The sequence below is a fragment of the Collinsella sp. CLA-ER-H5 genome (assembly GCF_040092375.1).
Taxonomy (GTDB): Bacteria; Actinomycetota; Coriobacteriia; order Coriobacteriales; family Coriobacteriaceae; genus Collinsella.
Map to the genome: position 1 here is coordinate 1 of NZ_JBBNLR010000019.1, position 23684 is coordinate 23684.

The window sequence follows — 23684 nt, forward strand, 5'->3', positions numbered from 1 at the left end:
CTCCCTCCATCGCGGGCCGGGGGATTCCGGCCCCTCTGGGGTTGCCTACCCGGATTCGCGCCTCAGGACTCAGCGCAACGCGTTGCGCTGAGTCCTGAGGCTGTTGCAATGAAAATGAGAATCAAGGATGGCTGTTAATCAAGGGGTATACGCGCACGCCCGATCAATGGCGGGCAAACCGCCTGATATACTTACAGTAGTGCTACCAAGTTAGTCGCCGACCCTTGAAATGAGGTGCCGAGATGAACGACATTCTCGCAAGAAGAGCAAGACGAGCAACCGTGGGCATCGCCCTTTCCGCGGCACTTGTCGCGGGAATCGCCCCCGTAACGGCAATTGCGGCAGAAACCAGTTCCCCCACCGGTGCAGTTGCCTTGCAGACGGAAGATGCGGCCGCCGCAAAAGAAAAAGCGTATGCAGCCATGCAGGAAGCGCTCAAAACCCTCGAGGCCGCAAAAGTTGCCGCAAGTCCCGAGAAACTTGCGGCAATCGATGATGACATTGCCGCTTTTCAAGAGATCTACGACATGGTGGTGACGGAAGCCGCCAAACGGAGGGAACGCCTTCCCGCCATGCAAGCGAACGTCGATGCAGCCCAAGCCAAATACGATGAGGCCCACAGCCGGACAAGCGGCCTTCAGGCAGAATTAGATAAGGCACTTGAAGCACTCGGCGACGAGGAGCCCAGCACAGCTACTAAAGAGCATATTAAGCAGTTGCGACGTGAGATCATGTCGGCAGAAAGGCGAGAGAAATCTTGTGAAGATGATCTTCACTCCTACCGACGCCGGCTCGAAAGCCAGGAAAGACAGGTTCAGGATTCCGAAAGTGAGGCGGAGGAAGCTAAAGCCCACATCGATGAGGACATAGCCAAGCGAGATGCGCTCCTCGACGATTTGAAAAAGGCGCAAACGGCCTATGACGATGCCTGCAAGGCATACGAAGAGGCAAAAGCCGCAGCAGATAAGGCCGCCTCACCCGAGATAACAAAACCCACCGAGACAACACCTCCCTCCGGCTCAGCGCAACCGACCGAGACGACACAGCCCACCGGCTCGTCCGCGACCGGCAAAAATACCCCGCCAAGCTCCACCAAGCAGGCGAACTCGAGCAGCGGCAAGCAAGCAGATACGACCGCCGGCAAGCTCGCGAACACGGGCGATGCAGCGCCGAGCGCAATCGCACTCGCAGCAGTCGCCGCCGCAGGCCTCGGAATAACCGCCACAGCCACACGCCGCCTCAAGAACTCAAAATAGCCGCCAAAGCATACTACCTTCGCCAATCCACAAACCCAGAGACAAAAAGAGGCCCGTTTCCCCAACCCAGGGAAACGGGCCTCTTTAACTGTAAAAATTCAAGCAACAGCACCGCCGCCTCTTGAACCACATAGCCTTCAATGCCCAGACAACACCAGCAAGCCGCATTCCGCAAGGGATAGATTTAATTAGATAAACGCGCCTTTACGGGTGATTTTTGAACGACGGGGCCCGACCGGCGGCGAGGTGTTTGGTAGTCGAGCGATCCCGCAGGCGAAGCCGAGGACCAGCGAGACACCAAATACCTCGCCGCCGGCCGGGCCATGTCGCGGCACCAAAAAACGCCCGTGCGCTCGATGGATTCGGATGCCCGACAGAGGCTCCTTATGGCTGCTTCCTTCCGGACCTGACCAGATTCGGAACATGTCGTCATCCGAACCCATCGAACGCGCTAGGCGCTCGGTATATCTTACCTGCTCCCGCCCGCCAGAGCAAGGTAGCTAATTTGGGACGGAGCTTTTTTGACTACTTTTGCAGCCCGATTGCCAGAGCAGCCAATGAGTAGTCAAAATAGTCCCATCCCAAAATGACCGGCTTGGTGCCGCACCACAGAAAGGGCCCATCTACTACGTTTAGGCCACAGAGGTCAACCATAGCCGACTTTTTCGAAAATCGGCAAGCTTTCTACCTGCGGTTTTGTTTTGCAAATTCCGGAATGGTCGAGGGTGGCCGGTTTAACGTAGTAGATGGCCACGTTTCGTGGCAGGCGGTCCGACCCAAGGCACAAGGCAGCCAACCTCGAATGGACATTCTCGAAGTTGCGGTGGAATACGGACTGAATTGGCACCTTAAAGGCAAAAACACTCCGTATTTCACCGCAACTTATAGGGAGATAGGCCTTAGAGGCGAGCGAGGTCGTAGGATTGGGCGGCTGCCTCGCCGGCACAGATGAGGTTGGTTGTGGCTTCTTGCGAATCGAGTGCCCGTTCCAGGTCCATGGGCTTGCGGCAAATCGGCAAAACCAAGTCAATACCCTGCCCATATACCGCGTCCAGGTTGACGGCGCGACCGCCCACGACGGCGACCACCGGCTTGCCATATCGCTTCGCACGACGAGCCACACCCACCGGTGCCTTACCGGCGGCGGATTGCTCGTCCATATTGCCCTCGCCCGTTATGACCAGGTCGACATCGCGCACGCGCTCGTCAAACCCCACGAGGTCGAGCACCGTCTCCACACCCGAGCGTAGCTCCGCGCCGAGCGCCAGCAACGCCGCGCCCAAGCCACCGGCAGCGCCCGCGCCGGGTACACCGAGCACCGAGCCAAATGTCCGTGCGCCCTCGGGTGTGCGCAACAACCCCTGGGCTCGAGCTCTGGCAATCGCCGCATCGAGCAAGCGACCGTAGCCGACCATCCAGCCGTCGTATCTGCGCAGCACCTCGACATCATCCGCCGGCAGGCCCTTCTGCCCGCCAAACACCGCCAGTGCGCCTCGACGCCCCACGAGCGGATTCTCGACATCCGAAAGCACAACGATGCGAGCATCATCCAAAGCCTGCAGCGCGGGCGCCAAATCAACGCTCGCCACCTGCTCAAGGCCGGCAAGACCGGGGGCGACATCGCAGTCCTGATCATCGACCACACGCGCGCCCAGCGCCTGCAGCATGCCGGCGCCACCGTCGTTGGTGGCGCTGCCGCCCAGACCAATATAGAGTGTCTTTGCGCCCATGCGAACCGCGCGAAGCATGAGCTCGCCCACGCCATAGGTTGTGGCCGCCAACACCGCCGACTCCGTACAAGGCGAATACCCAATGCCGGCCGCCTCGGCCATCTCGATGACCGCGGACTTGTGCTCGACATCAACCAGCATCCGGGCAGACACGCGGTCGCCCAAGGGCCCTGCGACCTCGCAGGTTGAGAGCTCGCCACCGCAGGCGGCAACGGCATCGAGCGTTCCCTCGCCACCATCTGCCAGCGGCAATGCGCGCACCTCGGCATCGGGCCAAACGCGGCGCACGCCTTCGGCAACCGCCGCCTCCGCCTGCGCGCTCGAAACGCTGCCCTTAAAGGAGTCGATCGCCAACAGCACACGGCGGGGTCGGCGGCACGCAGGACCAAAGTCAACCGCCGTGCCAGCATCCTCACCGGCACCTGCAAGCGCTGCGGCGTGAGCGGCGTGTGCTTCAAGATCGGCCCCACAACCGCAATCAGCGCCGCCCGCTCCGCGCAGACCGCCAAAATAGCTACTCAGCAGCTCGCGGCATTCATCCGCCAGGACCCCAGCCGTCACGTTAAACCGATGATTCAGGCGCGAGTCGGCATTCAGGTCATACAGCGAACCCAGCGCGCCCGCCTTGGCATCACTCGCGCCATACACGCAGCGCCCCACGCGCGCGTTGACCATAAGGCCCGCGCACATGCAGCAGGGTTCCAACGTCACATAAACCGTACAGTCGAAAAGGCGCCAGCGGCCAAGCGCCTGGGCAGCGGCGCACACGGCCGCAAACTCGGCATGAGCCGAAGGGTCCTGGTCGAGTTCGCGCCGATTGTGCGCCCTCGCGACGATCTCACCGTCGCGCACCACTACGGCTCCGATGGGCACCTCGCCCACCGCAGCAGCGGCGCGCGCCTCCGCCAACGCCTCGCGCATGAACTTCTCGTCGATTTCGGTGATCGTCATCGTTCGCCTTCCCTGTTGCAAATTCAAAACGATGCTATCATTACGACTCACGGAGAGATGGCAGAGCGGTTGAATGCGGCGGTCTTGAAAACCGTTGAGCGCGAGAGCGTTCCGGGGGTTCGAATCCCCCTCTCTCCGCCACTCCTAGTGATGCACCGGTGTCATGGTCCGCTCAAACAACGCATCGACCACGTCGGCTATCTCAGGTCGACGCTCAAGATCGTGGCCCGATTCCCACCATATCGTGAAAAGTCGAATAATACCGCCGGCGACAAACTCAGACGTCGTCTCGAGTGACACGGGGGCCAGGGCATCCTCGGCAAGCACGTTCATCACACGCTCGCGGATGGAGCGGGCAATGCGGTCGCAAATAACGTTGGTCAACATGCCCGACATGCTGCTTGCCAAAATGTTATCCATGAGCCGCTCGTGCGTCAGAATCAAATCCATGGCATCGTCCAAAATCGCGTGCCGAAGCGCGCGCACGTCCTCGGCAGACACTGCGCCGGCCTCATCGGGCTGTTTTTGCGGCAAGCCCGACATGAGCTCATCGATATAAAAGGCAAAGTAATCGTTCTTGTCGCGAAAGTGCTTGTAGAACGTCGTGCGGCGAATCATGGCCCGGTCGCACAGCATGGCAACCGTCAGGTCCTCAAAACGATGCTCCTCGAGAAGCTCGGTGAAGGCATCGAAAAGGGCGCGGTAGGTTTTCTTAATGCGAAGGTCCACTGGTATCGCCATCCTCAGGGCAAAGACAACACTCGTCAATCTGTCGCATATCTTACACCTGTACCTCGCGCGCTTTGCCCCGGTGCCGGCCCCGCCGAAAACACAGCGCTTACCGGAAAGTTCGGCACGGCAAAACGTTGCGGGTATACTAGTAGCGTTATACCAACGGCAGCTGGCGCATGCCGCCGCGGCCATTCGAAACGGAGACATCATGATTACCGTCATCATCGGCATCGTTGTTGTCATTGTGATTGTCTGCGCCATCGCCGGCATCTACAACAACATGGTCACCAAGCGTAACCGCATCGATAACGCCTGGCAGAACATCGATACGCAGCTGCAGCGCCGCAACGACCTGATCCCCAACCTGGTCGAGACCGTCAAGGGCTACGCCAAGCACGAGCAGGAGACGCTCTCCGCCGTGATCAGCGCGCGTAACACCGCCGTCAAGGCCACCACGCCCGAGGCCAAGATGGAAGCCGACAACGTGCTGACCGGTGCGCTGCGCCAGCTCTTCGCCGTAGCCGAGGCCTATCCCGATCTTAAGGCAAACACCAACTTTACGCAGCTGCAGGCATCGCTCGAGGATACCGAGAACAAGATTAGCTATGCACGCCAGAGCTACAACGACTGCGTGCTCAGCTACAACAACGCCATTCAGACGTTCCCGGCTGTCATCTTTGCCGGCATCTTCCAGTTTAAGGAGCGCCAGGGCTTCGAGGCCGCCGAAGCAGCCCGCCAGGCCCCGACCGTCAAGTTCTAACAATCACGGCCGAGTCTTAAGCCAGTTCATCAACCCTTTAGGGTCCAAGGCACAAACCTTGGGCCCTTTTCTTATCCACGCACAACGCGCGGCCAATAGACCGCGCATCATCTTTTTTCAGATTAATCATTGCCCGTTGTGACATCGCCGAACCCGCAGGGCAGAGAGCAAGTCCCCCCCCCCGGCGCACTCCGCAGGACGCAAGAAGCCCTCGCCGCACGAAGTGCGCAGCGAGGGCTTCTTGCATGTCCGAGGACGCGCCGGGGGGGAACTTGCTCTCTGCCCGGATAGGTAAGACAGCTTACGCGACGGTGTAAACCCAGTTGTGCTTATCCTCGACAGCACCAGACTGGATACCAGTCAGGGTCTCGCGGAGCTTCTTCATCACAGGGCCAATCTCGGTGTAGCCAGCCGGGAAGGTCACAGTCTCGTCGGCGCCGTAAACCTTGTTGTCGATCTCGCCAACCGGGGAGATGACGGCAGCGGTGCCGCACAGGCCGCACTCCACAAAGGTGCCGGCCTTGACCTCGGCCCACTCGACGGGACGCTGGTCAACGGTCATGCCCAGGTCCTGAGCAACCTGAACGAGCGAACGACGGGTGATAGAGGGCAGGATGGAGTCAGTGTGCGACTGCGGAACGACGAGCGTGCCGTCCTCCTTCACGAACAGGACGTTGGCACCGCCGGTCTCCTCGACATAGGTGCGGGACTCGGAGTCGAGATACAGGTTCTCGGCATAGCCCTCGCGGTGAGCCTCCATCGTGGGCTTGAGGGACATGGCGTAGTTCAGGCCGGCCTTGATGTTGCCGGTGCCGTGCGGCGCGGCGCGGTCGTACTCGGAAACGCGCAGTTTAACGGGCTTGAGGCCACCCTTAAAGTACGGACCGACCGGGGTCACGAGAATGCGGAACGTGTACTCAGGAGCGGGAGCCACGCCGATCACGTCACCGGAGCCGATCATAAACGGACGCACGTACAGGGTCGCGCCGGAACCGAAGGGCGGAACCCAGGCGGCGTTGGCAGAAACGACCTGCTTGACGGCCTCAACGAACTTGTCCTTGGGGAACGGGGGCATCTCGAGGCGCTGCGCAGAGTTGTACATACGCTCGGCGTTCATATCGGGGCGGAAGCAGACGATGCTGCCGTCCTCGGCGGTGTAGGCCTTCAGGCCCTCAAAGACCTCCTGGCAGTAATGGAAGATGCCGCCGCACTCGGAGACATGCAGGGTGTGGTCGGTGGTCAGGCCGCCTTCGTCCCACTCGCCGTCCTTCCAATGGGCCTCGTAGCTGTAATCGGTCTTCATGTAGCCAAAGCCGAGGCTACCCCAATCGATATCCTTCTTCTCGACAGTCATATGTCGCTCCTTACATACACAGTTGCAAACTCGCGAACCCGCACGCAAGGACCGAGGCCGGCCGCGTCGCAACGTCGCACGCCCGGAGCGTAGAGCCGGACGGGACACGCGAACAGCGCCAAAGCCGATGGCACGTCGATTCGCATGCACGAGATTGTACTCCCCGTACGCGTCTGATAAAACGCTTTTCTTTAACTAAGTAAAGTATTTTCATTTGACCGAAGCTGAAGAGGCCCGCCACCGTAAACGGGGACGGGCCTCAACTGCACGGTTTGCGCGTTGGCTCGAGCTATGCGTTCTTTTTGCCCAGCTTAGCCTTGACCAGACCGACCACGGTCGGGATGATCGACACGGCAACGATGCCAACGATTAGCAGCTCAAAGTGCTCCTGTACAAAGGGAATGCCACCAAAGAAGTAGCCCAGCAGTGTAAAGAGCGTTGACCAGGTAATGCCACCCAGCACGTTAAAGATGACAAAGTTGCGCCAGTGCATGCCGCCCATACCGGCAATAAAGGGCACAAAGGTGCGGATAAACGGGAAGAAGCGACCCAGGAAGATGGCCAGGTGGCCCCACTTGTCCAAGAAATCCTCGGACTTTTTGATGCGCTCGGGCGTCATAGCCTTGACCTTGCCCGAAGCGATGATCTTTTTGCCAAAGAAGTGACCGATCATAAAGTTGCACTGATCGCCCAAAATGGCAGCGGCCCATGCGGTGGCCAGAAGCGCCACAATGTTAAAGCCGCCATTGTGGGCAAAGAAACCCGAGGCGAACAGCAGCGAATCACCGGGAAGGAACGGGAAGAACACCACGCCCGTCTCGATAAAGATGATCAGGAACACGCAGCCGTAGGCCATAAGCGGGCCGGCGGCGATCCAGCTGGCGATCGCGGTGCGCGGGTCCTTAAGCAGCTCGGCAATAAAATTGATGAAACCCATGAAGTAAAACCTCTCAGTTGTGGGCGCGGATACGTCCAAGTTGACCAGTATACGGTTGCGGTGCCCCCTCGTGCGCAACCCCACAAAAGCATGACTCCATTACCAGCAAGTTTGCATAACTGACACCTGTCGCGCAATGCCGCCAAGATTGTCCTTCCTAATCCCTAGCGAATCGCTATACTTTATTGAATCGCATTGCCATGGCGCTAAGGGAGGGCGGCCGGTGAGCTTTATCAATACCATTCGCGAGGACATCAAGACCGTCCAAGCGCAGGACCCCGCCGCGCAAAACGGTCTGGTCATCTTCCTTTCCTATCCTGGCCTGCACGCCAAGTGGAACCACGTGCCCGAGCACTGGCTGTGGGAGCATGGACATCGCTCGCTCGCCCGCGTGCTCTCGCAAATCACCCGCCACATCACCGGCGTCGAGATTCACCCCGCGGCACAGATCGGCAGGCATTTCTTTATCGACCACGCCATGGGCGTCGTCATCGGCGAGACCACCATTGTGGGCGACAACTGTGTGCTCTACCAGGGCGTCACGCTCGGCGGCACCGGCAACGAGACCGGCAAGCGTCACCCCACCCTGGGCAACAATGTCACGGTGGGCACGGGCGCCAAGGTGCTCGGCAACATCCGCATCGGCAACAACGTCAAGATCGGCGGCAACTCGGTCGTCGTTAAGGACGTCCCCGACAACTGCACCGTCGTGGGCGTGCCGGGACGCATCATCAAGCGCAACGGCTGCCGTGTGTTCGAGGAGAGTTTCGACGCCAAGCAGCATCGCGAGTACATGCCCGATGACGCCGCCGAGCAGTCCGCCCTCAACCGCCAGGGCATCACCGAGAATGCCCGCCGCGTCAAGGAACTCGAGCGAGAGGTGGCCGAGCTCAAGGCCCTCGTCGCCAAGCTCGTGGACGAACGCTAGGAACGCAAGCGGCACAAAACGACATCGGCATCAACGCAAAGGCGCGCCAGGGAATTCACCCCCGGCGCGCCTTATTTGTGATGTGGCAAAGAGACTGTCCCTTTGTCACATTATGCGAACTGGCTCAGATAGAGGTCGGCGTAGGCACCCTCGGCTGCGAGCAGCTCCTTATGCGTGCCCTGCTCGATGATGTTGCCGTGGTCCATGACCAAGATCAGGTCGGCGTCCACGATCGTCGACAGGCGATGCGCGATCACAAAGCTGGTGCGCCCGCGCATGAGCGCGTCCATGGCGCGGCCGATGGCAAGCTCGGTGCGCGTGTCCACGCTTGAGGTCGCCTCGTCCAGGATGAGAATCGCCGGGTTATTGAGCAGCACGCGTGCGATGGTCAGCAGCTGACGCTGGCCCTGGCTGATGCTCTCGGCATCGTTGGCCACGCGCGTGTCGTAGCCCTGCGGCATGGTGCGCACAAAGAAGTCGACCTGCGCGGCACGAGCGGCCGCGACAATCTCCTCGCGCGTCGCCTCGGGGCAGCCGTAGGCGATGTTTTCGGCAATCGTGCCATCGAACAGCCAGGCGTCCTGCAGCACCATGCCAAACTGCTGCCGTAGCTCGCCGCGGTCCATGCGGCTCGTATCCACGCCGTCGAGCGTAATACGCCCGCCGTCAATCTCGTAGAAGCGCATGAGCAGGTTGATGAGCGTCGTCTTGCCTGCGCCCGTGGTTCCCACCACGGCAATCTTCTGGCCCGGCTCGGCGGTAAACGACACGTCGCGCATGAGCGGCTTGTCGGGCGCGTAGCCAAAGCGCACATGCTCAAAGGCGACGTGGCCCTCCACCTTGCCCGGCAGCTTGGCGGCGACCGCCGGCAACGGATCGGCTTCCATCTCGGACTCGTCGAGCAGGTCGAACACGCGCTCCGCGCTTGCCAGCGCGCTCTGCAGCGAGTTAAAGGTAAACGACAGCTGCGTCATGGGCTCGGATGCCTCGTAGATAAACTGGAAGAACGCCTGGAACACGCCGACGGTCATATGTCCGGCAACCAACATGCTGCAGCCCACAAGCGCAATCACGATTTGCGCCAAACGGCCGATAAAGCGCACCGCAGGGCCGACGGCATTGATCATAAAGTCGGCCTTGGTGCTCACGCGCGCCAGCTCCTTCGAAGCCTCGTGCACCTCGGCAGAGCTCTGGCGCTCGCGGTTGAACGCACGGATTACCAGACGGCCCGAGTAGCCTTCCTCGACCGCGCTCGTAATCTTGGACACCCACTCCTGGCGCTCGCCCGTCACATCGTGCGTGCGGCGCGAAACGACCTTCGTCACCAGCAGCGAAAGCGCCGTAAAGAACAAAAAGACGAGCGTGAGCGGCACGCTAAACACGAACATCACGCTCACGGCACCCACCACGGTACCGATCGACACCAGAAGCTGCAGCAAGCCGCGCTGCATGCTCTCGGACATCTTGTCCAAGTCGTTGGTCGCACGGCTGACGACCTCACCGGGACGATGTGCGTCAAAAAAGGCAAGCGGCAGACGGTTGAGCTTTTGTGCGATGCGGTTGCGTAGGCGCAGGTTGAGGCGCTCGGCAACGCTCGACATCAAAAAGCTCTGGAGTGCGTAGAACGAGGCGGCGGCCGTCCAAATCATAAAGTAGATGAAGATGGTCCTGCCGCAGTTCTCCCAGGTGATGCTGAAGGTGGTATCGTTGGCAAACGCCACCTGAATGTGGCCCCACAGCTCATCGATCACACGGGCGCTATATGCCGGCGCAGCGGTGTTAAAGATGGCATAGAACACAATGCTCGCGAACACGATATAGAAGCGCCAATGGTCGCCGGCAGCCTCGCTCCACAGGCGGCGCACCGTCGCCCAGGTGTCGCGGGGTTTCTCGTCCTCGTCCTCGTCGTCCACATCGCGCATGCGCTCTGCCTCAGCGCGGGCGCGCTCGTCCTCGGCGCGCTCGTTTTCCTCGTAGAGCGCTTGGCGGCGAGCCTCGCGCTCGGCTGCAGCCTTGGCGGCGTCATCCAGCTCGGTCGACATGGCAGCCCGCTCGACCGCTTCCTCGGCAGCGTCCGCAGCGGCGGCATCGACAAGGCCGCCCTGCTTCTTGAGCTCCTCGGTCATGCTACTCACCTCCCTTCATCTGCGATTCCGCGATGGCGCGGTACACCTCGCAGGTTTCCATAAGCTCGCCATGCGTGCCCAAGCCCACAACCTCGCCATCCTTGAGCACGACAATCTGGTCGGCATGCAGAATCGTCGAGATGCGCTGCGCGATGATGAGCACCGCGGCATCGCGCGTCTCGTCTTGCAATGCATGGCGCAGGGCCGCATCGGTCTTAAAGTCCAGGGCCGAAAAACTGTCATCGAAGATGTACAAATCGGCCTGCTTCATGAGCGCGCGAGCAATGGCCAGGCGCTGGCGCTGGCCGCCCGAAAAGTTCGTACCGCCCTGGGCAACCGGGGTATCGAGCCCCTGCGGTTGGTCGAGTACAAAGGTGCTCTGGGCAACCTCAAGCGCGTGAAGCATGTCGCCCTCGGTCGCGCCTTCGTTACCAAAGCGAAGGTTGCTCGCTACCGTGCCCGAGAACAGCCACGCCTTCTGCGGCACATAGGCAATGCGCCCGCGGATTTCGTCTTGCGTAAGCTCGCGCAGGTCCACACCATTCAGGCGAATGGAGCCCTTGGTGGCATCGTGGAAGCGCAGCAGAAGCTTTGCCACCGTCGATTTGCCCGAGCCTGTCGAGCCAACGATCGCAGTCGTCTGACCGCGACGGCAGGCAAAGCTCAGGTCGCACAGGGTGTCCTCGTCGGCATCGTCAAAGCGAAACGACATGTGGTCGAACACGGCCACCGCATCGGCTTCGTCTTGGGGCTCGCGCGCCCCGTCATCCAGCGTGCGCTCGCCATCGACGATGCTCGGCTCAATCTCCAACACCTGCTGCGCACGGTTCAGGCACGCGGCAGCACGCGGAAGCGTCAGCACCACCATCTGGGCCATCATCACAAAGAACAGGATCAGAATTGCATACTCCAGCACCGCCGAGATACTCGCAATCTGCATGGCGTGGGCGCCTACGCGGTTGCCGCCCACCCACAGCACCGCCACCTCGGCGATGTTCATCAAAAAGAAGCTTGAGCTGTCGAGGCCCACAAACAGGTGGTTGACTTTGATGGCGTTGGCGGCGTATTCGCTAAACACCTCGTCCAGACGCCGTTCCTCGTGGCGCTCCTTGTTAAACGCACGGATGACGCGCACGCCCACAATATTCTCGCGCAGCACCACGTTCATGCGGTCGATAAAGCCCTGTAGGCGCATAAAAATCGGCGCCGCGTTGGCAACCGTAAAGACCGCCGCCACCAGCACAATCGCAACGACTACGCCCAGAAGCGTGCCCATGGCGGGATCGATAAACCAGGCGAAGATGATGCCCGCCACAGCCAAAAACGGCACGGGCAGCACCAGCTGAATCGTCTGCAGAATCGCCTGCTGAATCACGTTGATGTCGTTGAGCGAGCGCGTGATCATCGATCCGGTGCCAAAGCGCTCAAAATCGCTGGCCGCGAGCTCGAGCGATTTGTCGTACACGGCATTGCGAATATCGCAAGCCACGTTGGCGGCCAGGCGCGCCGAAAGATAGCAGCCCAGCACCGTGCCGCCGCTAGCCATGCTGGTTGCGATAAACATGTATAGGCCGTTGCGTAAAATGTAGTCGACATCGCCCGTGGTAATACCGGTGTTGACCATGTTCGCCAGCATCGTGGGAACCAACAGCGTACCGACGTTATCCACCAGCAGCACCAGCAGCGTCACTGCGACAAGCCCTCGATATGGCTTTAGAAACCTCATTAACAGTCGCACGACTCCCCCTCACCTTGATTCTCGGCTTGGCTCTCGGCAGCGATATGCTGCTTAAAGGCATCGCACTCATCGCCGAGCACCTGAGAGAATTTGCCGATCAAGCGCATAATCTCGCGCTGCTCACATGGCTCAAGCGCGCCAAAGGCTCGCTGTTCGGCCTTGAGTGCCGGCAACGCATAACGCTCGGCAAATCGCCTGCCCTCTTCGGTCAGGCTCACAACCTTGCTCTTACGACTGCCTTCGGCAAACTCCAACGTTGCGAAGCCCCGCGCCGTCAAGGTTTTAATTGCCGAGTTGATGGTCTGCTTGCTGTAGAACCATTCGCTTGTCAGACGGCTTACGGCAATACTGCCGCCCGCCGTGCTGGTGTCGACGAGCATCCAATAGGCGCAGTCCGAAAGGCCGCAGGCGCGCGAGAACTCCGAATAGATATGGTCGAGTCCATTGAGCAACCGATCGAAGTCGACCAGCGTAACCGCACTATTCATCTATCCCACCATTCGATTGTCCGATTTTTGACCAATTTTGTGTCTCTAGATTAGTCCGAGTTTTGACTATCGTCAACAGGCTCTCCGCAAATGCGCGCATTTTATGGCCTATCGGCAGAAAAAGACCGCCGGCGCGGGGGCGGCGCCAGCGGTCACGTGAAAATCGGGTTTTATTGCCTGTTAAGCGGCGACGGCCTCATAGACCGTAGCGCCCGAGAAGCTGTCATGCAGGCTCTTGCCGGCAATCCACGGCAGCTCGACGACCTCGCAGACCGTGTTGACCAACTCAGAGCAGTCAGTAAAGTGGCCCTTGTCGTTGAGGGCCTCGCAATCCTGAACACGCCAATAGCCATCGGTGTGCGTGATGTAGTACTCGTGATCGTTGATCGACACGAAAGCGCGCGTCTTGGAACGCAGCAGCTTCAGAAATCCTTCGAAATCGGTCTCGACGACATCTCCAGCCTGGAACATGATGTTACCTCCTGGCCCGGCGCCACCACGGCGCATTGATAAACGTTGGTACTCCTTTAGTAAAACCTTTATCAGAGGTTATGCGTTCGTCATTTAGGCAAGTGGTAAAAAACCGCAGGGTAGACGGGATAAAACGTTTAACCATCCCATTTGTTTGTCACATTCTGAAGGTACTTTTATGCAAACCTACTTTCCCAATTGGAATCTATCCTTTTGGCCGGGCAATTGACCGTCTATCGTTTAAGCCCGACGGGTATGAACGGGGCATCTGCAACGCCACCGCAAGGAGACACCATGGAGACTATCGAAGCACTCATTCACCGCCGCAGCTGCCGCAACTACAGCGATCGTCCCGTCGAGGCCGAAAAGCTTGCACGTATTATTGAAGCCGGCCAATATGCACCGAGCGGCATGGGCCGCCAGCCGGTGACGTTTGTCGCCGTCACCGACCCCGCGACCGTCAAGCGTCTCTCACAGCTCAACGCCCAGGTCATGGACAGCAACAGCGACCCCTTCTATGGCGCCAAGACCGTTGTGGTGGTGCTGGTTGACCGCAGCGTGCCCACACATCTGGAAGACGGCTCGCTCGCCATGGGCAACTTGCTCAACGCCGCCTATGCACTGGGTGTCGATTCGTGCTGGATTCACCGCGCGCATGAGGTCTTTGACTCGCCCGAGGGCTTGGAGCTGCTGGCCAGCTGGGGCCTGCCCGCCGACGGCAGCCTGCGCGGTGTCGGTAACTGCATTCTTGGCTACGCCGAGGACGCGCTACCCGAGGCAAAGCCGCGCCGCGACAACGTGGTGTACGTAAGGTAACCCAGGAGCGTCAGCGGGGGTAGCTAATTTTGGACGGGGCTATTTTAGCTACCCCACTCGCAACTTATATTGACGTCGCCGTTGTCGTCGTTTCGTTCGTGTGAGTCGTTTCGGCTTCGCTGCCTTGTTCGCCCTCGTCCTTTTGAGCATCGGCGATGGTGGAGGCCGCCGCAACGATGCCGCGCTGGGGTGCGACGCCCGTCTGGGTCTGAGCGCCCTCGACAACTTCTGTGCCTGCATGCGCGAGCTCGGGCGATTTAAACACTGCGTCCAAGTTGGCGCCACCGCCGGCGTAGCCAAGCGCAGCGAGTGCGATGACGATCACCGCAACGACGACCGCGATCGGAACATAACGATGCCAACCAGCCGGATTGAGTCCGCTGCGGCGAGCCGCCCCTCGGCTGATGTAACCGAGCGTTCCGTCGTGCTTGAGCTTTGAGCCCACCACGCGTTTGCGGCCCCACAGCGAGGACTCTGCCTGCATGGCCAAGCGGGCGCTTGCCGAAGGATAGCCATATTTAGTGCGCTTGAACGAGCCATCAAACCCCGAGGCGTGTTTGCCCCACGTCACCGATGTCGTGCGTCGGTTGACCGGCGCGGCGCTCCGCCTTCTGCGGCTCGGTTTTGAAGTCTCAGCCATATGCCCTCGCACGCCGTAACCAAATCGAAACAATAACGCTTTGGACTGTAGCACACGCGTCGCGCGCGGTCACGGACGCCTCGCTCAACGGTCATCGTCCTTCAGCAAGCGCCACAGCGTTGTACGGCTTATGCCCAGCACCTCCGCCGCACGGGTTCGATTGCCGTGGAGATGATCTACAACCAGATGCGCGATATCTCGCTCGGTATCGGCCAGCGGTCGCAGGATATACAGGTCGCTTTCGAGTGTCGGGGCGCCAAAGGTTGCGGTCTTAATCACGTCCTCTTGGGCGAGCACTTCCTCCGCCACAGCGCGGTCCACCGTGCCCGCCCCCACCAATATATACAGTCGTTCCGAGACCTCGCGGAGCTGCAGATAATTGCGCGGCCAGCGGTAAGCATCGAGCGTCTTCGTCGCCGCGGCAGACAGCGTGGGCGCTGCCGTCCCAAATGCGTCAGCGAGATATTCCAAATAGCGCGCAACCTTCGTCGACGCGGCTCCCTGCTCGGCGATTGCCGGCGCCACGCTCACCGCACAGGCGAAGCGCTCGGTCACAAAGGCGGCTTGATCACTTTCGCTGCCGCCCGGCATGTCATTCGCCGTCAGCACCACATGGCAGCGCGTCGCCAACGCGGTGTCGGCCATCGTGGAGACCAGCTCGCGGAGGCGCTGGGGGCCAACCGCGTTCCAGCCCTCAATGCAAAGGGTCAGCTCCGTTTGGAACAACGGCGATTCGGCGCTTTTGAGCACATGGCGCCAACCGCGCTCGGTGAGCTCATCGAGCGCGACGGAAACAAAGGGCTGATCGGCAAAAGGACCGTCCAGATAGAGGCGCTTGGCAATCTCGACCTGACCTGCGCCAAGCTCGCCCTCGAGCATAAGGGGCACGCCGCGCGCATAGCTCTCGGCAACCGGTGCAGCTACCGCAGCGGCGCCTTCAACGATGCCGTACGCGCTCGATTCGTAGCGGGCCTCAACTTCGTCGGCGTTGAGCCATTCGATGCCCGCATGCGCCGCGGCGCCGCGCACCTCGCGGACCACGACGACCCAAAGGCCCCCGCCCTCTTTGTCGGTGGGGCGAACGGCCAGGCTCAGGCGCGTACCCGCACGCCCCATAACCAGACGCGCGCCGTCTCCTATACGGTCGAGGCGCTCAGCAACAAAAGCCGCCACATCCCGCTCAAGCGCCGCGTCATTCATGGTCGAGATCGCGACGTCCCCACGCGCATCGATTGCCAATGCCGAGGCCCCGGCAGCAGCCAGGGCCTCGGTCAAGATGTTCAGCTTGGCATCGCTATCCATGATTTGCCCCTGTCCGCGGCGACATGCAGCCGCCGACGGTCGCACGACCGAGTGTTTCAAAATTGAACGATATTGCTCACCAAACACTATAGGGCAGAAAGCGCCGTCCTGCGAGTATAGGTGTTGCCCCGCATCGCCATCCTGGCGGGGCGATAAGAGCTCTTCGGGACTTATAAACCTGCGGACAAGCCATACCCGCAAGAGCTCCTATCGCTCCACCGTGAGAATGCGCTCACCAGCACGCAGCACGCAAATAAGCTACTTCTCTACCAGATTCCCAGCACGTGCTGCATTCCCAAACTCATGCACGCAATGCCAATCCAGCAGCAAAAGCCCAGCGCGATGGGCTTGCCGCCCTTTTTGACCAGCTCGACGATATCGGTATTAAAACCAATAGCCGCCATGGCCATCACAATAAAGAACTTCGACAGCTCCTTGATGGGCGCCGTAATGGATGCAGGAAGCTGAAGCACCGTAGTGATCACGCTCGCCAGCACAAAAAACAGCACAAACATGGGAAACGCGCGTTTAAGCGAGAACGTGCTTTTGGCGTCGCCGCCGGCCTTGCGCGCCAGATGCATCTGCCAGCATGCGAGGACCAACGTGATGGGGATAATGACCAGCGTCCTGGTGAGCTTGACCACCGTGGCGCTCTCGAGCACATTGGCGCCGGGATGCATGCTGTCCCAAGCGCTCGCCGCAGCCGTTACGGACGAGGTGTCGTTGATGGCGGTACCGGCAAACAGGCCAAAGCCCTCGTTGGTCAGCCCGAGCATGCCGCCGAGCGTCGGAAACACGAGCGCCGCGATAACGTTAAACAGGAAGATGACCGAAATAGCCTGGGCAATCTCGCGATCGTCGGCATCGATGACGGGTGCGGTCGCGGCGATGGCAGAACCGCCACAAATCGACGAACCCACACCCACAAGCGTCGCGATCTTACCCGGCACGTTCATAACGCGGCAGAGCACAAAGGCGATGACAAGCGAGGTCGAGATTGTCGCCACGATAATCGGCAGCGACTGGGCGCCCTTGGACAGAATCTGGGAGAGGTTCATGCCAAAGCCAAGCAGGATTACCGCGTACTGCAAGACTTTTTTGGACGTATAGGTGACGCCGGCGGCGAGCTGTTCGCGACGATTCTTGGGAAAGACGAGCGCCAGGACCATGCCAAAGAGGATGGCAAATACCGGCCCGCCGACCACCTCAATCTGTTTGCCGAGCAACGTCGCGGGGATAGCGATGACCAGGCAGAACAAGACGCCTTTCCAGCGCTCGCGTACGATATTTGCCAGTTGCATATGGGATTCCTTCTTTCTATTTCACGTTTGCGACGGCTTATGATACGGCAACATTGAGCGCAGCCTTGCGCAAACACAGACTAAGATGCCGCAATAGTTCTCAGGCAACAGCCGAATTACCCACCGCGGAGAGCTGATTCGCGGCATAATTAACAACTGACATATGAGTTTGATAGAACAGTTGCGAGGCGCTATGGAAGAATCGATGCACGTCGGCGAGCAGGAAACGAGCCTACAGGACCAGTCCTACCACACCATTCGACGCAAAATCGTCTACCTGGACTACAAGCCGGGCGAAAAGCTGGGCGTCAAGCAACTTTGCGACGACCTAGATATGGGGCGCACCCCTGTGCGCGAGGCTTTGGTTCGTTTGGCGCAGGAAGGCCTGGTGCGCACCGTGCCCCAGAGCGGTACCTACGTCTCGCCCATCAACCTCACCCTTGCCGAGAGTGCCTGTTACATCCGCGAGCATCTGGAAAAGCAGGTGATCGTGGAGTGCTGCGCGCGCGCCACGTCGGCTGGCATCGAGCAGCTCGACCGCGCCATCGTGCTGCAGGAAAAGGCCATGGCCGAAGAGGATCGCATCGGCTTCTTTTTGAGCGACAACCTCATGCATCACATGATTTTTAGCATCGCATGTCGCAGCACCGTGTGGTCGTGGCTCGAAGAGACCAATGCCGACCTTGAGCGCTTTCGCTGGCTGCGCGCTGCCACGCAGGTTCTCGACAATCAGGACATCGTGAACGAGCACAAGCAGATTCGCCGCGCTATCGCCGGTCGCGACCCCATCGAAGCGAGCTTTTTGGTCAGCAAGCACCTGCACATGATGTTCCGCAACCAAACCGAGGTTCTGGACCAGTTCCCCGAGTACTTCGAGACCAGCAAGCTCCGCTAACCTGCCAAAAAGGGACAGGTTCATTTTGCAGATTTTATCTGGGCAAATGCAACAAGGCCCGGCTCCGCTGCAACGGAGCCGGGCCTTAGTTGTTAGGATGACGGAACTCGATTACTCGACAGTAACGCTTTTCGCCAGGTTACGGGGCTGGTCGACGTCGCAGCCGCGCAGGATGGCAACCTCGCGGGCGAGTAGCTGCAGCGGAACGCTCGCCGTGATGGGGCTGAACACGTCGCGGACGGCCGGCACGCGAATGATGCAGTCAGCGATCTTGTTGATTTCCTCGTCGCCCTTGGTTGCAACGACGATAACCTTGGCGCCGCGCGCCTTGCACTCCATAAGGTTCGACACCGTCTTATCGTACGTTGCGCTCTTGGTGGCCACAGCGATGACAGGGAAGCCCGGGTCAATCAGCGCGATGGGGCCGTGCTTCATCTCACCGGCGGCGTAGGCCTCGGCGTGCAGGTAGCTGACCTCTTTGAGCTTGAGCGCGCCCTCGTAGGAAATAGCGGCACCCATGCCACGGCCCACGAACAGCGCCGACTGCGCGTCCTTGCACAGCAGGGCGGCCTCATGCACGGCCTCGGTTTGGGTATCCAAAATCCACTGGATCTGCTCGGCCGTATCGGAAAGCTCGCGGAACAGCATGCGCGCCTGCTTGGTGGTCAAGCGGTACTTGACCTGCGCCAGCAGCAGAGCCAAAAGCGTAAGGCTCACGACCTGGCCGATGAAGCTCTTGGTCGAGGCGACCGCGATCTCCTTGTTGGCCTTGGTGTAGATGACGCCGTCGCTCTCACGCGCCACGGGGCTGCCCACCACGTTGGTGATGCCGAAGACCTTGGCACCCTTGATGCGCGCATCGCGAATGGCGGCAAGGGTATCGGCCGTCTCGCCCGACTGGGACACGGCAACGACAAGCGTCGTCGGCGTAATGATGGGGTTGCGATAACGGAACTCGCTGGCCGCCTCCACCTCGGTGGGGATGCGAGCCCAGCCCTCAATGAGATTCTTGGCAATGAGGCCAGCGTGATAGCTGGTGCCGCAAGCGATCACGTAGACGCGGTCGATGTCGTTGAGCTCCTCGAGCGAAAGGCCCAGCTCGTCGATGTCGAGCTCGCCGGCCGGCGTCATACGACCGACCAGCGTGTCGCGCACGACGCGCGGCTGCTCGTGGATTTCCTTGAGCATAAAGTCGGGATAACCGCCCTTTTCTGCCATGTCCAGGTCCCAGTCGATGTGGGTGACCTTGGGCTCGATAACGTTGCCAGCCTCGTCGGTGTACTCGACGCCTGCGGGCGTGAGCTTGGCAAACTGACCGTCCTCGAGCACCACGACGTCGCGGGTTGCGTCGATGAGCGCGATGACGTCGGAGGCGACATAGGCGCCGGTCTCGCCCGCGCCGACCACGATCGGGGAATCCTTGCGGGCCACGGCGATCACGCCGGGCTCGTCAGCGCACACGGCGGCCAGACCATAGGCACCGACCACGTGGGTGCAAGCCTCGCGCACGGAGGCCATCAGGTCGTGCGTCTCGGCATAAGCCTCTTCGATCAGATGCGCGAAGACCTCGGTATCGGTCTCGCTCTTAAAGTGGTGGCCGCGACCCTCCAGCTCTTCGCGCAGCTCGGCGAAGTTCTCGATGATGCCGTTGTGGACGATGGCGATACGACCGTCGCAGCTGGTGTGGGGGTGAGCGTTAACGACGGAGGGCTTGCCGTGGGTGGCCCAACGGGTGTGACCGATACCGCAGGTAGCGTCGCTATCGATGTTGGAAAGCTCGCTCTCCAGGCCCGCGACCTTGCCCACGCGGCGGATGACGTCGAGGTGCGCCGCGGCGCCCTCGCCCACCTCGAGCGCGACGCCCGAGGAGTCATAGCCGCGATACTCCATACGCTTGAGGCCCGTGACCAGGATATTCTTTGCAATATCAGAGCCGGTGTAGCCGACGATTCCGCACATAAGATAAATCCCTTCGTTCGCGTGACTGCAAGACGTCCACGCACAAGGGGCGCTGAGACGTATAACGTTCGAGTATTGTACTCACGCAAACGCAAGCTGATATACCAGAAGTGGTATCTCAACTTAGATACCACTCGATGCACACACGTTCAGCCGGTCCGAACCACCACAATGGGGACAGGCACCTTCGTGGTGGCCGCGTTGGCAACAGCGTTTCCCCAGATAAAACCTGCCAAAATAAACCTGTCCCTTTTTGGAAGGTTTGGGATGCTACAATCTGGCTTGTACTTGAAACGCATCAAAGGGGCCGCTATGGCAAAGGTAAAAATCAGCGACGTCGCGCGCGAGGCCGGGGTTTCGCTGGGCACGGTTTCCAACGCGCTCAACCACCCCGAAAAGCTGCGCCCCGAGACCCTCAAGCTCATCAACGAGACCATCAATCGCCTTGGCTACCTGCCCAACCAAAGCGCTCGTCAGCTCGCGGGCGGCGCCACCAAGTCCTTTGGCCTGGTGCTCCCCCGTCTCGACCACGGCTTTTCACTCCAAATCGCCAGCGGCGCCCACAACGAGGCCCGCAAGCACGGCTACGACCTGCTCATCGCCAACGCCGATAACGACGATATTCTCGAGGACCATTACCTGCGCTACTTTATGGGCACCCAGATGTCCGGCGTCATGGTTCAGCCCATGGCATCCCCCGACTGGCACCCCGCCATGACCAAGATGCCCGTGCCGATCGTCCATCTGGACATCCATTGCTCCGAGCCCGGCTACTACGTAGCGGCTGACAACGAGGCCCAGGGTCGCATCATTGCCGAACTTGCCATCGCCCGCGGCGCGCACCATATTGTCGTCGTCGGCCGAGCAGCATTTATGCAACTCACCCTGCGCGTCCTTGGCATTCATAAAGCGCTCGCTCTACACCCCGATATCAAGATCGAAGTCATCGACGCCGGCGAATGGAATACCGCTGCCGACGGCTACGGCATCGGTGCCCAAATCGCCGAGCGCCCCGCGGACGAACGTCCCGATTTTGTCGTCGGTCTGACCGACGTGCTGGCCTCGGGCGTCATCTCGGCGCTGGTCGACAAAGGCATCGCCGTCCCCGGGCAAGTACGCGTAGCAGGTTGCGATGGCAACCCACTCGCTTGGAGCGGATCGGTCCCGCTCACTACGGTAGCGCCCCCGGGCTACGAGATTGGCCGCAAGGGCGTTCAATTGCTCATGGAGCAAATTGAGAACAAGGCCCCGGCAAAGACCAAGCACGTCCACATCGGCTCTGCCGCGCGCACCGTCACCGCGGTCACGGCCATCGAGGACATCAACCGCCAAGAACTCGTGCGGCCGTTCCTGCTGGAACGCGCCAGCACCCAGGCAAGCAGCCAGACCGACGCCACGGCCATCAACCTCGGTGCGTATCTATAGCACGCCCGCAAGTATGCTAAGTCGCCGCTCAAGCAAAAGGGGCCCGACCATTGCCGGACCCCTTTTGCTTGAGCGCAAACGTGGGCAATTGCTCGTTTCAACACCGCAATTGTCTAGCGCACGGCCTTGACCGCCGCCGCCAGATCGAACAGCGTATCGAGCACGGCCTCGCAGCCATCCACCACGTCCTGCGGCAGCGGCACGATATCGGGGACGGCGAAGACATGGCATCCGGCCGTGATGCCCGAGACGCAGCCGTTGCGCGAATCCTCGACCACGGCACATTCCTCGGGAGCAAAGCCCGCGCGCTCGCAGGCGAGCAGATACATCTCGGGGTCGGGCTTGCCGTGCACGACGTCCTCGCCACACGTTACCGTTTCAAACTTGTCAAAAAGACCGACCATCTTAAGGTTGCGCTCGGCCGTAACGAGGCGCGACGACGTCGCTAGGCCCACGTGATAGCCCGCAGCTAGCAGCTCGTCTAGGCACTCGGCGGCGCCGGCCTTAAGTTCCAGTTCGGTCTTGACCATCTCGTCGCGAATCTCCTTGTGGCGACGATAGATCGCCTCGGTGGTTTCGTGGCTGCCATAATGCTTATCGAGGATGTCCATAACATCGGGCAGCGTGCGGCCGATAAACTGATGGATCAGCGCATCATCAATCGCGAGCCACAGCTCAGCGGCGCCTGCCTTCCAGGCCTTAATCCCCAAACGCTCGGTGTCGACCAGCGTTCCGTCCATGTCAAAAATAACAGCCTTGATCATATCGGCCCCCTCACCGGATTGTGTTACTGTCACTCTACCGCACTTTACAAACTTGTATATAACGTATATAGCATATTGCACTTTCGTTACATAGATAGAAGACTTATGGCAAGTAACGCATTAGGATTATAGTTTTCGACCGAGTACTCAACGATAAGGATCGTTTCATGATTTTAGACACCACGGCACCCGCAGAGGAGCTTCAAGACAAGCTATCGGCGCTCGAACAGCTGCTTTTGGCATACGGGCGCGTGGCTATCGGGTTTTCCGGTGGCGTCGACAGCAGCTTTTTGGCCGCCGTATGCGCCCGCATCATGCCTACCGATACCCTCCTCGTCCATCTCACTACGCCGCTCATCGGTACGCCCGAGCAGGCTTCGTTTGAGCAGTCCGTTGATGGGCAGGCCAATGAGGGGCCGCATTTTAAGCTCCCCGTGCTCAATCTTTCGGTGGATCAGCTGCAACTCCCCCAAGTAGCCTGCAACGATGCTAATCGCTGCTACCACTGCAAGCACGCCGGCTTTACCGCCATCGTCAACCACGCCAAGTCGCTCGGCTTTCCCACCGTCATCGATGGCAGCAATGCAAGCGATCGCGGTGACTACCGCCCCGGCATGCGTGCGGCAGAAGAGCTCGGCGTACGCTCACCCCTTATGGAGGTCGGCTTTACCAAGGACGAAGAGCGCGAGCTGCTGCGCGCATGGGGCTATCCCGTTTGGAACCTGCCGGCGGGAGCATGTCTTGCCACCCGCGTCCCCACGGGCGAGGAGCTTACGCGCGAGAAGGTCGATTTAATCCGCGCCTGCGAGGATTACCTGCACGATCTTGATCTGGCACAGGTACGCGCGCGCTTGGTCGGCGGCTGCATGCATATCGAGGCCGCACCCGCAGATGTCGCCAAGATTGCCACCCTCGGCGGTGCCGCCGTCGACGACAAGGGCAAGACCCCGCTGCCCGCCGTTATCGAGTCCGCGCTGCGCGAGCTGGGCTGCGACCATATCTCCCCCGAGGTCACCCCCTACATCCACGGCAACATGAATCAGTAACCTGCCAAAAAGGGACAGGTTTATTTTGGCAGGTTTTATCTGGGGAAATATCGCGAGGCAGTCGC

20 protein-coding genes, 1 tRNA gene and 1 other RNA gene are annotated in these 23684 nt (G+C 60.3%); 8 read left to right on the forward strand and 14 right to left on the reverse strand.

Annotated elements, in window-relative coordinates; all coding sequences use genetic code 11:
- The first annotated feature begins 242 nt into the window (after positions 1-242).
- Positions 243-1256: a hypothetical protein gene (locus AAAX31_RS07535; RefSeq protein WP_117877192.1), complete on the forward strand. Its 1014-nt coding sequence runs from the start codon at positions 243-245 to the stop codon at positions 1254-1256.
- Positions 1257-1606: 350 nt separating this feature from the next.
- Here AAAX31_RS07535 and ffs read toward each other — a convergent pair.
- Positions 1607-1702: signal recognition particle sRNA small type (ffs, locus tag AAAX31_RS07540), an RNA gene on the reverse strand.
- 453 nt (positions 1703-2155) lie between these two features.
- Complete coding sequence (gene tadA / locus AAAX31_RS07545) at positions 2156-3937, reverse strand: tRNA adenosine(34) deaminase TadA (RefSeq protein WP_117848561.1); 1782 nt, start codon at positions 3935-3937, stop codon at positions 2156-2158.
- Positions 3938-3988: 51 nt separating this feature from the next.
- Here tadA and AAAX31_RS07550 point away from each other — a divergent pair.
- A tRNA-Ser gene (locus AAAX31_RS07550) sits at positions 3989-4078 on the forward strand.
- Positions 4079-4081: 3 nt separating this feature from the next.
- Here AAAX31_RS07550 and AAAX31_RS07555 read toward each other — a convergent pair.
- A complete protein-coding gene (locus AAAX31_RS07555; protein ID WP_158557017.1) occupies positions 4082-4666 on the reverse strand; it encodes a TetR/AcrR family transcriptional regulator in 585 nt (194 codons plus the stop codon).
- A gap of 211 nt (positions 4667-4877) precedes the next feature.
- Here AAAX31_RS07555 and AAAX31_RS07560 point away from each other — a divergent pair, with 211 nt between their 5' ends.
- The gene (locus AAAX31_RS07560; RefSeq protein ID WP_082421874.1) at positions 4878-5429 is read left to right on the forward strand and encodes a LemA family protein; all 552 of its coding nucleotides are present in this window, start codon (positions 4878-4880) and stop codon (positions 5427-5429) included.
- Between the two features lie 301 nt (positions 5430-5730).
- On the opposite strand, the gene AAAX31_RS07565 is transcribed toward AAAX31_RS07560, so the two are convergent.
- Entirely contained in the window at positions 5731-6783 is a 1053-nt protein-coding gene (locus AAAX31_RS07565; protein WP_035138743.1) for a branched-chain amino acid aminotransferase, read from the reverse strand.
- Between the two features lie 289 nt (positions 6784-7072).
- Positions 7073-7720, reverse strand: coding sequence for a VTT domain-containing protein (locus AAAX31_RS07570; RefSeq protein ID WP_117848562.1), 648 nt, complete (start codon positions 7718-7720; stop codon positions 7073-7075).
- Positions 7721-7943: 223 nt separating this feature from the next.
- On the opposite strand from AAAX31_RS07570, the gene cysE reads away from it, so the two are divergent.
- The gene (gene cysE, locus AAAX31_RS07575; protein WP_349076750.1) at positions 7944-8648 is read left to right on the forward strand and encodes a serine O-acetyltransferase; all 705 of its coding nucleotides are present in this window, start codon (positions 7944-7946) and stop codon (positions 8646-8648) included.
- Positions 8649-8758: 110 nt separating this feature from the next.
- Here the strand turns inward: cysE and AAAX31_RS07580 are convergent, their stop codons facing one another.
- The 4 genes from AAAX31_RS07580 to AAAX31_RS07595 all read right to left on the reverse strand — a co-directional run bounded on the left by AAAX31_RS07580 (position 8759) and on the right by AAAX31_RS07595 (position 13471).
- Entirely contained in the window at positions 8759-10774 is a 2016-nt protein-coding gene (locus tag AAAX31_RS07580; RefSeq protein ID WP_117848563.1) for an ABC transporter ATP-binding protein, read from the reverse strand.
- Between the two features lies 1 nt (position 10775).
- Positions 10776-12500, reverse strand: a complete 1725-nt coding sequence (locus tag AAAX31_RS07585) for an ABC transporter ATP-binding protein (RefSeq protein WP_117848564.1) — start codon at positions 12498-12500, stop codon at positions 10776-10778.
- Positions 12500-13000 (reverse strand): MarR family winged helix-turn-helix transcriptional regulator, encoded by a 501-nt coding sequence (locus AAAX31_RS07590; protein ID WP_117848565.1) that lies wholly within the window; start codon positions 12998-13000, stop codon positions 12500-12502. The genes AAAX31_RS07585 and AAAX31_RS07590 overlap by 1 nt, the downstream gene beginning before the upstream one ends.
- A 180-nt stretch (positions 13001-13180) precedes the next feature.
- A complete protein-coding gene (locus tag AAAX31_RS07595; protein WP_006235631.1) occupies positions 13181-13471 on the reverse strand; it encodes a hypothetical protein in 291 nt (96 codons plus the stop codon).
- A gap of 294 nt (positions 13472-13765) precedes the next feature.
- On the opposite strand from AAAX31_RS07595, the gene AAAX31_RS07600 reads away from it, so the two are divergent.
- Complete coding sequence (locus tag AAAX31_RS07600) at positions 13766-14287, forward strand: nitroreductase family protein (RefSeq protein ID WP_117848566.1); 522 nt, start codon at positions 13766-13768, stop codon at positions 14285-14287.
- Positions 14288-14351: 64 nt separating this feature from the next.
- Here AAAX31_RS07600 and AAAX31_RS07605 read toward each other — a convergent pair whose 3' ends face one another.
- The 3 genes from AAAX31_RS07605 to AAAX31_RS07615 form a co-directional block, all read right to left on the reverse strand.
- Positions 14352-14927, reverse strand: coding sequence for a hypothetical protein (locus tag AAAX31_RS07605; RefSeq protein ID WP_147332641.1), 576 nt, complete (start codon positions 14925-14927; stop codon positions 14352-14354).
- An 84-nt stretch (positions 14928-15011) separates the two neighbouring features.
- The gene (locus tag AAAX31_RS07610; protein ID WP_117848568.1) at positions 15012-16229 is read right to left on the reverse strand and encodes a helix-turn-helix domain-containing protein; all 1218 of its coding nucleotides are present in this window, start codon (positions 16227-16229) and stop codon (positions 15012-15014) included.
- A 266-nt stretch (positions 16230-16495) separates the two neighbouring features.
- A complete protein-coding gene (locus tag AAAX31_RS07615) occupies positions 16496-17530 on the reverse strand; it encodes a YeiH family protein (RefSeq protein ID WP_271738283.1) in 1035 nt (344 codons plus the stop codon).
- A gap of 193 nt (positions 17531-17723) precedes the next feature.
- Here AAAX31_RS07615 and AAAX31_RS07620 point away from each other — a divergent pair, with 193 nt between their 5' ends.
- Positions 17724-18425: a GntR family transcriptional regulator gene (locus tag AAAX31_RS07620; protein WP_050766156.1), complete on the forward strand. Its 702-nt coding sequence runs from the start codon at positions 17724-17726 to the stop codon at positions 18423-18425.
- Between the two features lie 111 nt (positions 18426-18536).
- Here AAAX31_RS07620 and glmS read toward each other — a convergent pair whose 3' ends face one another.
- The gene (glmS, locus tag AAAX31_RS07625) at positions 18537-20384 is read right to left on the reverse strand and encodes a glutamine--fructose-6-phosphate transaminase (isomerizing) (RefSeq protein WP_271738284.1); all 1848 of its coding nucleotides are present in this window, start codon (positions 20382-20384) and stop codon (positions 18537-18539) included.
- Between the two features lie 312 nt (positions 20385-20696).
- Here glmS and AAAX31_RS07630 point away from each other — a divergent pair, with 312 nt between their 5' ends.
- The gene (locus tag AAAX31_RS07630; RefSeq protein ID WP_349076753.1) at positions 20697-21809 is read left to right on the forward strand and encodes a LacI family DNA-binding transcriptional regulator; all 1113 of its coding nucleotides are present in this window, start codon (positions 20697-20699) and stop codon (positions 21807-21809) included.
- Between the two features lie 113 nt (positions 21810-21922).
- Here AAAX31_RS07630 and AAAX31_RS07635 read toward each other — a convergent pair whose 3' ends face one another.
- A complete protein-coding gene (locus AAAX31_RS07635) occupies positions 21923-22573 on the reverse strand; it encodes an HAD family phosphatase (RefSeq protein WP_349076755.1) in 651 nt (216 codons plus the stop codon).
- Between the two features lie 167 nt (positions 22574-22740).
- On the opposite strand from AAAX31_RS07635, the gene AAAX31_RS07640 reads away from it, so the two are divergent.
- Positions 22741-23619, forward strand: coding sequence for an ATP-dependent sacrificial sulfur transferase LarE (locus AAAX31_RS07640; RefSeq protein ID WP_271738287.1), 879 nt, complete (start codon positions 22741-22743; stop codon positions 23617-23619).
- Positions 23620-23684: the final 65 nt, after the last annotated feature.

Bases quoted from the DNA above. Each gene is read 5' to 3' on its own strand.
- AAAX31_RS07535 (WP_117877192.1), top strand. From the start codon at position 243: ATGAACGACATTCTCGCAAGAAGAGCAAGACGAGCAACCGTGGGCATC.
- tadA (WP_117848561.1), bottom strand. From the start codon at position 3,937: ATGACGATCACCGAAATCGACGAGAAGTTCATGCGCGAGGCGTTGGCG.
- AAAX31_RS07560 (WP_082421874.1), top strand. From the start codon at position 4,878: ATGATTACCGTCATCATCGGCATCGTTGTTGTCATTGTGATTGTCTGC.
- AAAX31_RS07565 (WP_035138743.1), bottom strand. From the start codon at position 6,783: ATGACTGTCGAGAAGAAGGATATCGATTGGGGTAGCCTCGGCTTTGGC.
- AAAX31_RS07570 (WP_117848562.1), bottom strand. From the start codon at position 7,720: ATGGGTTTCATCAATTTTATTGCCGAGCTGCTTAAGGACCCGCGCACC.
- AAAX31_RS07580 (WP_117848563.1), bottom strand. From the start codon at position 10,774: ATGACCGAGGAGCTCAAGAAGCAGGGCGGCCTTGTCGATGCCGCCGCT.
- AAAX31_RS07585 (WP_117848564.1), bottom strand. From the start codon at position 12,500: ATGAGGTTTCTAAAGCCATATCGAGGGCTTGTCGCAGTGACGCTGCTG.
- AAAX31_RS07590 (WP_117848565.1), bottom strand. From the start codon at position 13,000: ATGAATAGTGCGGTTACGCTGGTCGACTTCGATCGGTTGCTCAATGGA.
- AAAX31_RS07595 (WP_006235631.1), bottom strand. From the start codon at position 13,471: ATGTTCCAGGCTGGAGATGTCGTCGAGACCGATTTCGAAGGATTTCTG.
- AAAX31_RS07600 (WP_117848566.1), top strand. From the start codon at position 13,766: ATGGAGACTATCGAAGCACTCATTCACCGCCGCAGCTGCCGCAACTAC.
- AAAX31_RS07605 (WP_147332641.1), bottom strand. From the start codon at position 14,927: ATGGCTGAGACTTCAAAACCGAGCCGCAGAAGGCGGAGCGCCGCGCCG.
- AAAX31_RS07610 (WP_117848568.1), bottom strand. From the start codon at position 16,229: ATGGATAGCGATGCCAAGCTGAACATCTTGACCGAGGCCCTGGCTGCT.
- AAAX31_RS07615 (WP_271738283.1), bottom strand. From the start codon at position 17,530: ATGCAACTGGCAAATATCGTACGCGAGCGCTGGAAAGGCGTCTTGTTC.
- AAAX31_RS07620 (WP_050766156.1), top strand. From the start codon at position 17,724: ATGGAAGAATCGATGCACGTCGGCGAGCAGGAAACGAGCCTACAGGAC.
- glmS (WP_271738284.1), bottom strand. From the start codon at position 20,384: ATGTGCGGAATCGTCGGCTACACCGGCTCTGATATTGCAAAGAATATC.
- AAAX31_RS07630 (WP_349076753.1), top strand. From the start codon at position 20,697: ATGGCAAAGGTAAAAATCAGCGACGTCGCGCGCGAGGCCGGGGTTTCG.
- AAAX31_RS07635 (WP_349076755.1), bottom strand. From the start codon at position 22,573: ATGATCAAGGCTGTTATTTTTGACATGGACGGAACGCTGGTCGACACC.
- AAAX31_RS07640 (WP_271738287.1), top strand. From the start codon at position 22,741: ATGATTTTAGACACCACGGCACCCGCAGAGGAGCTTCAAGACAAGCTA.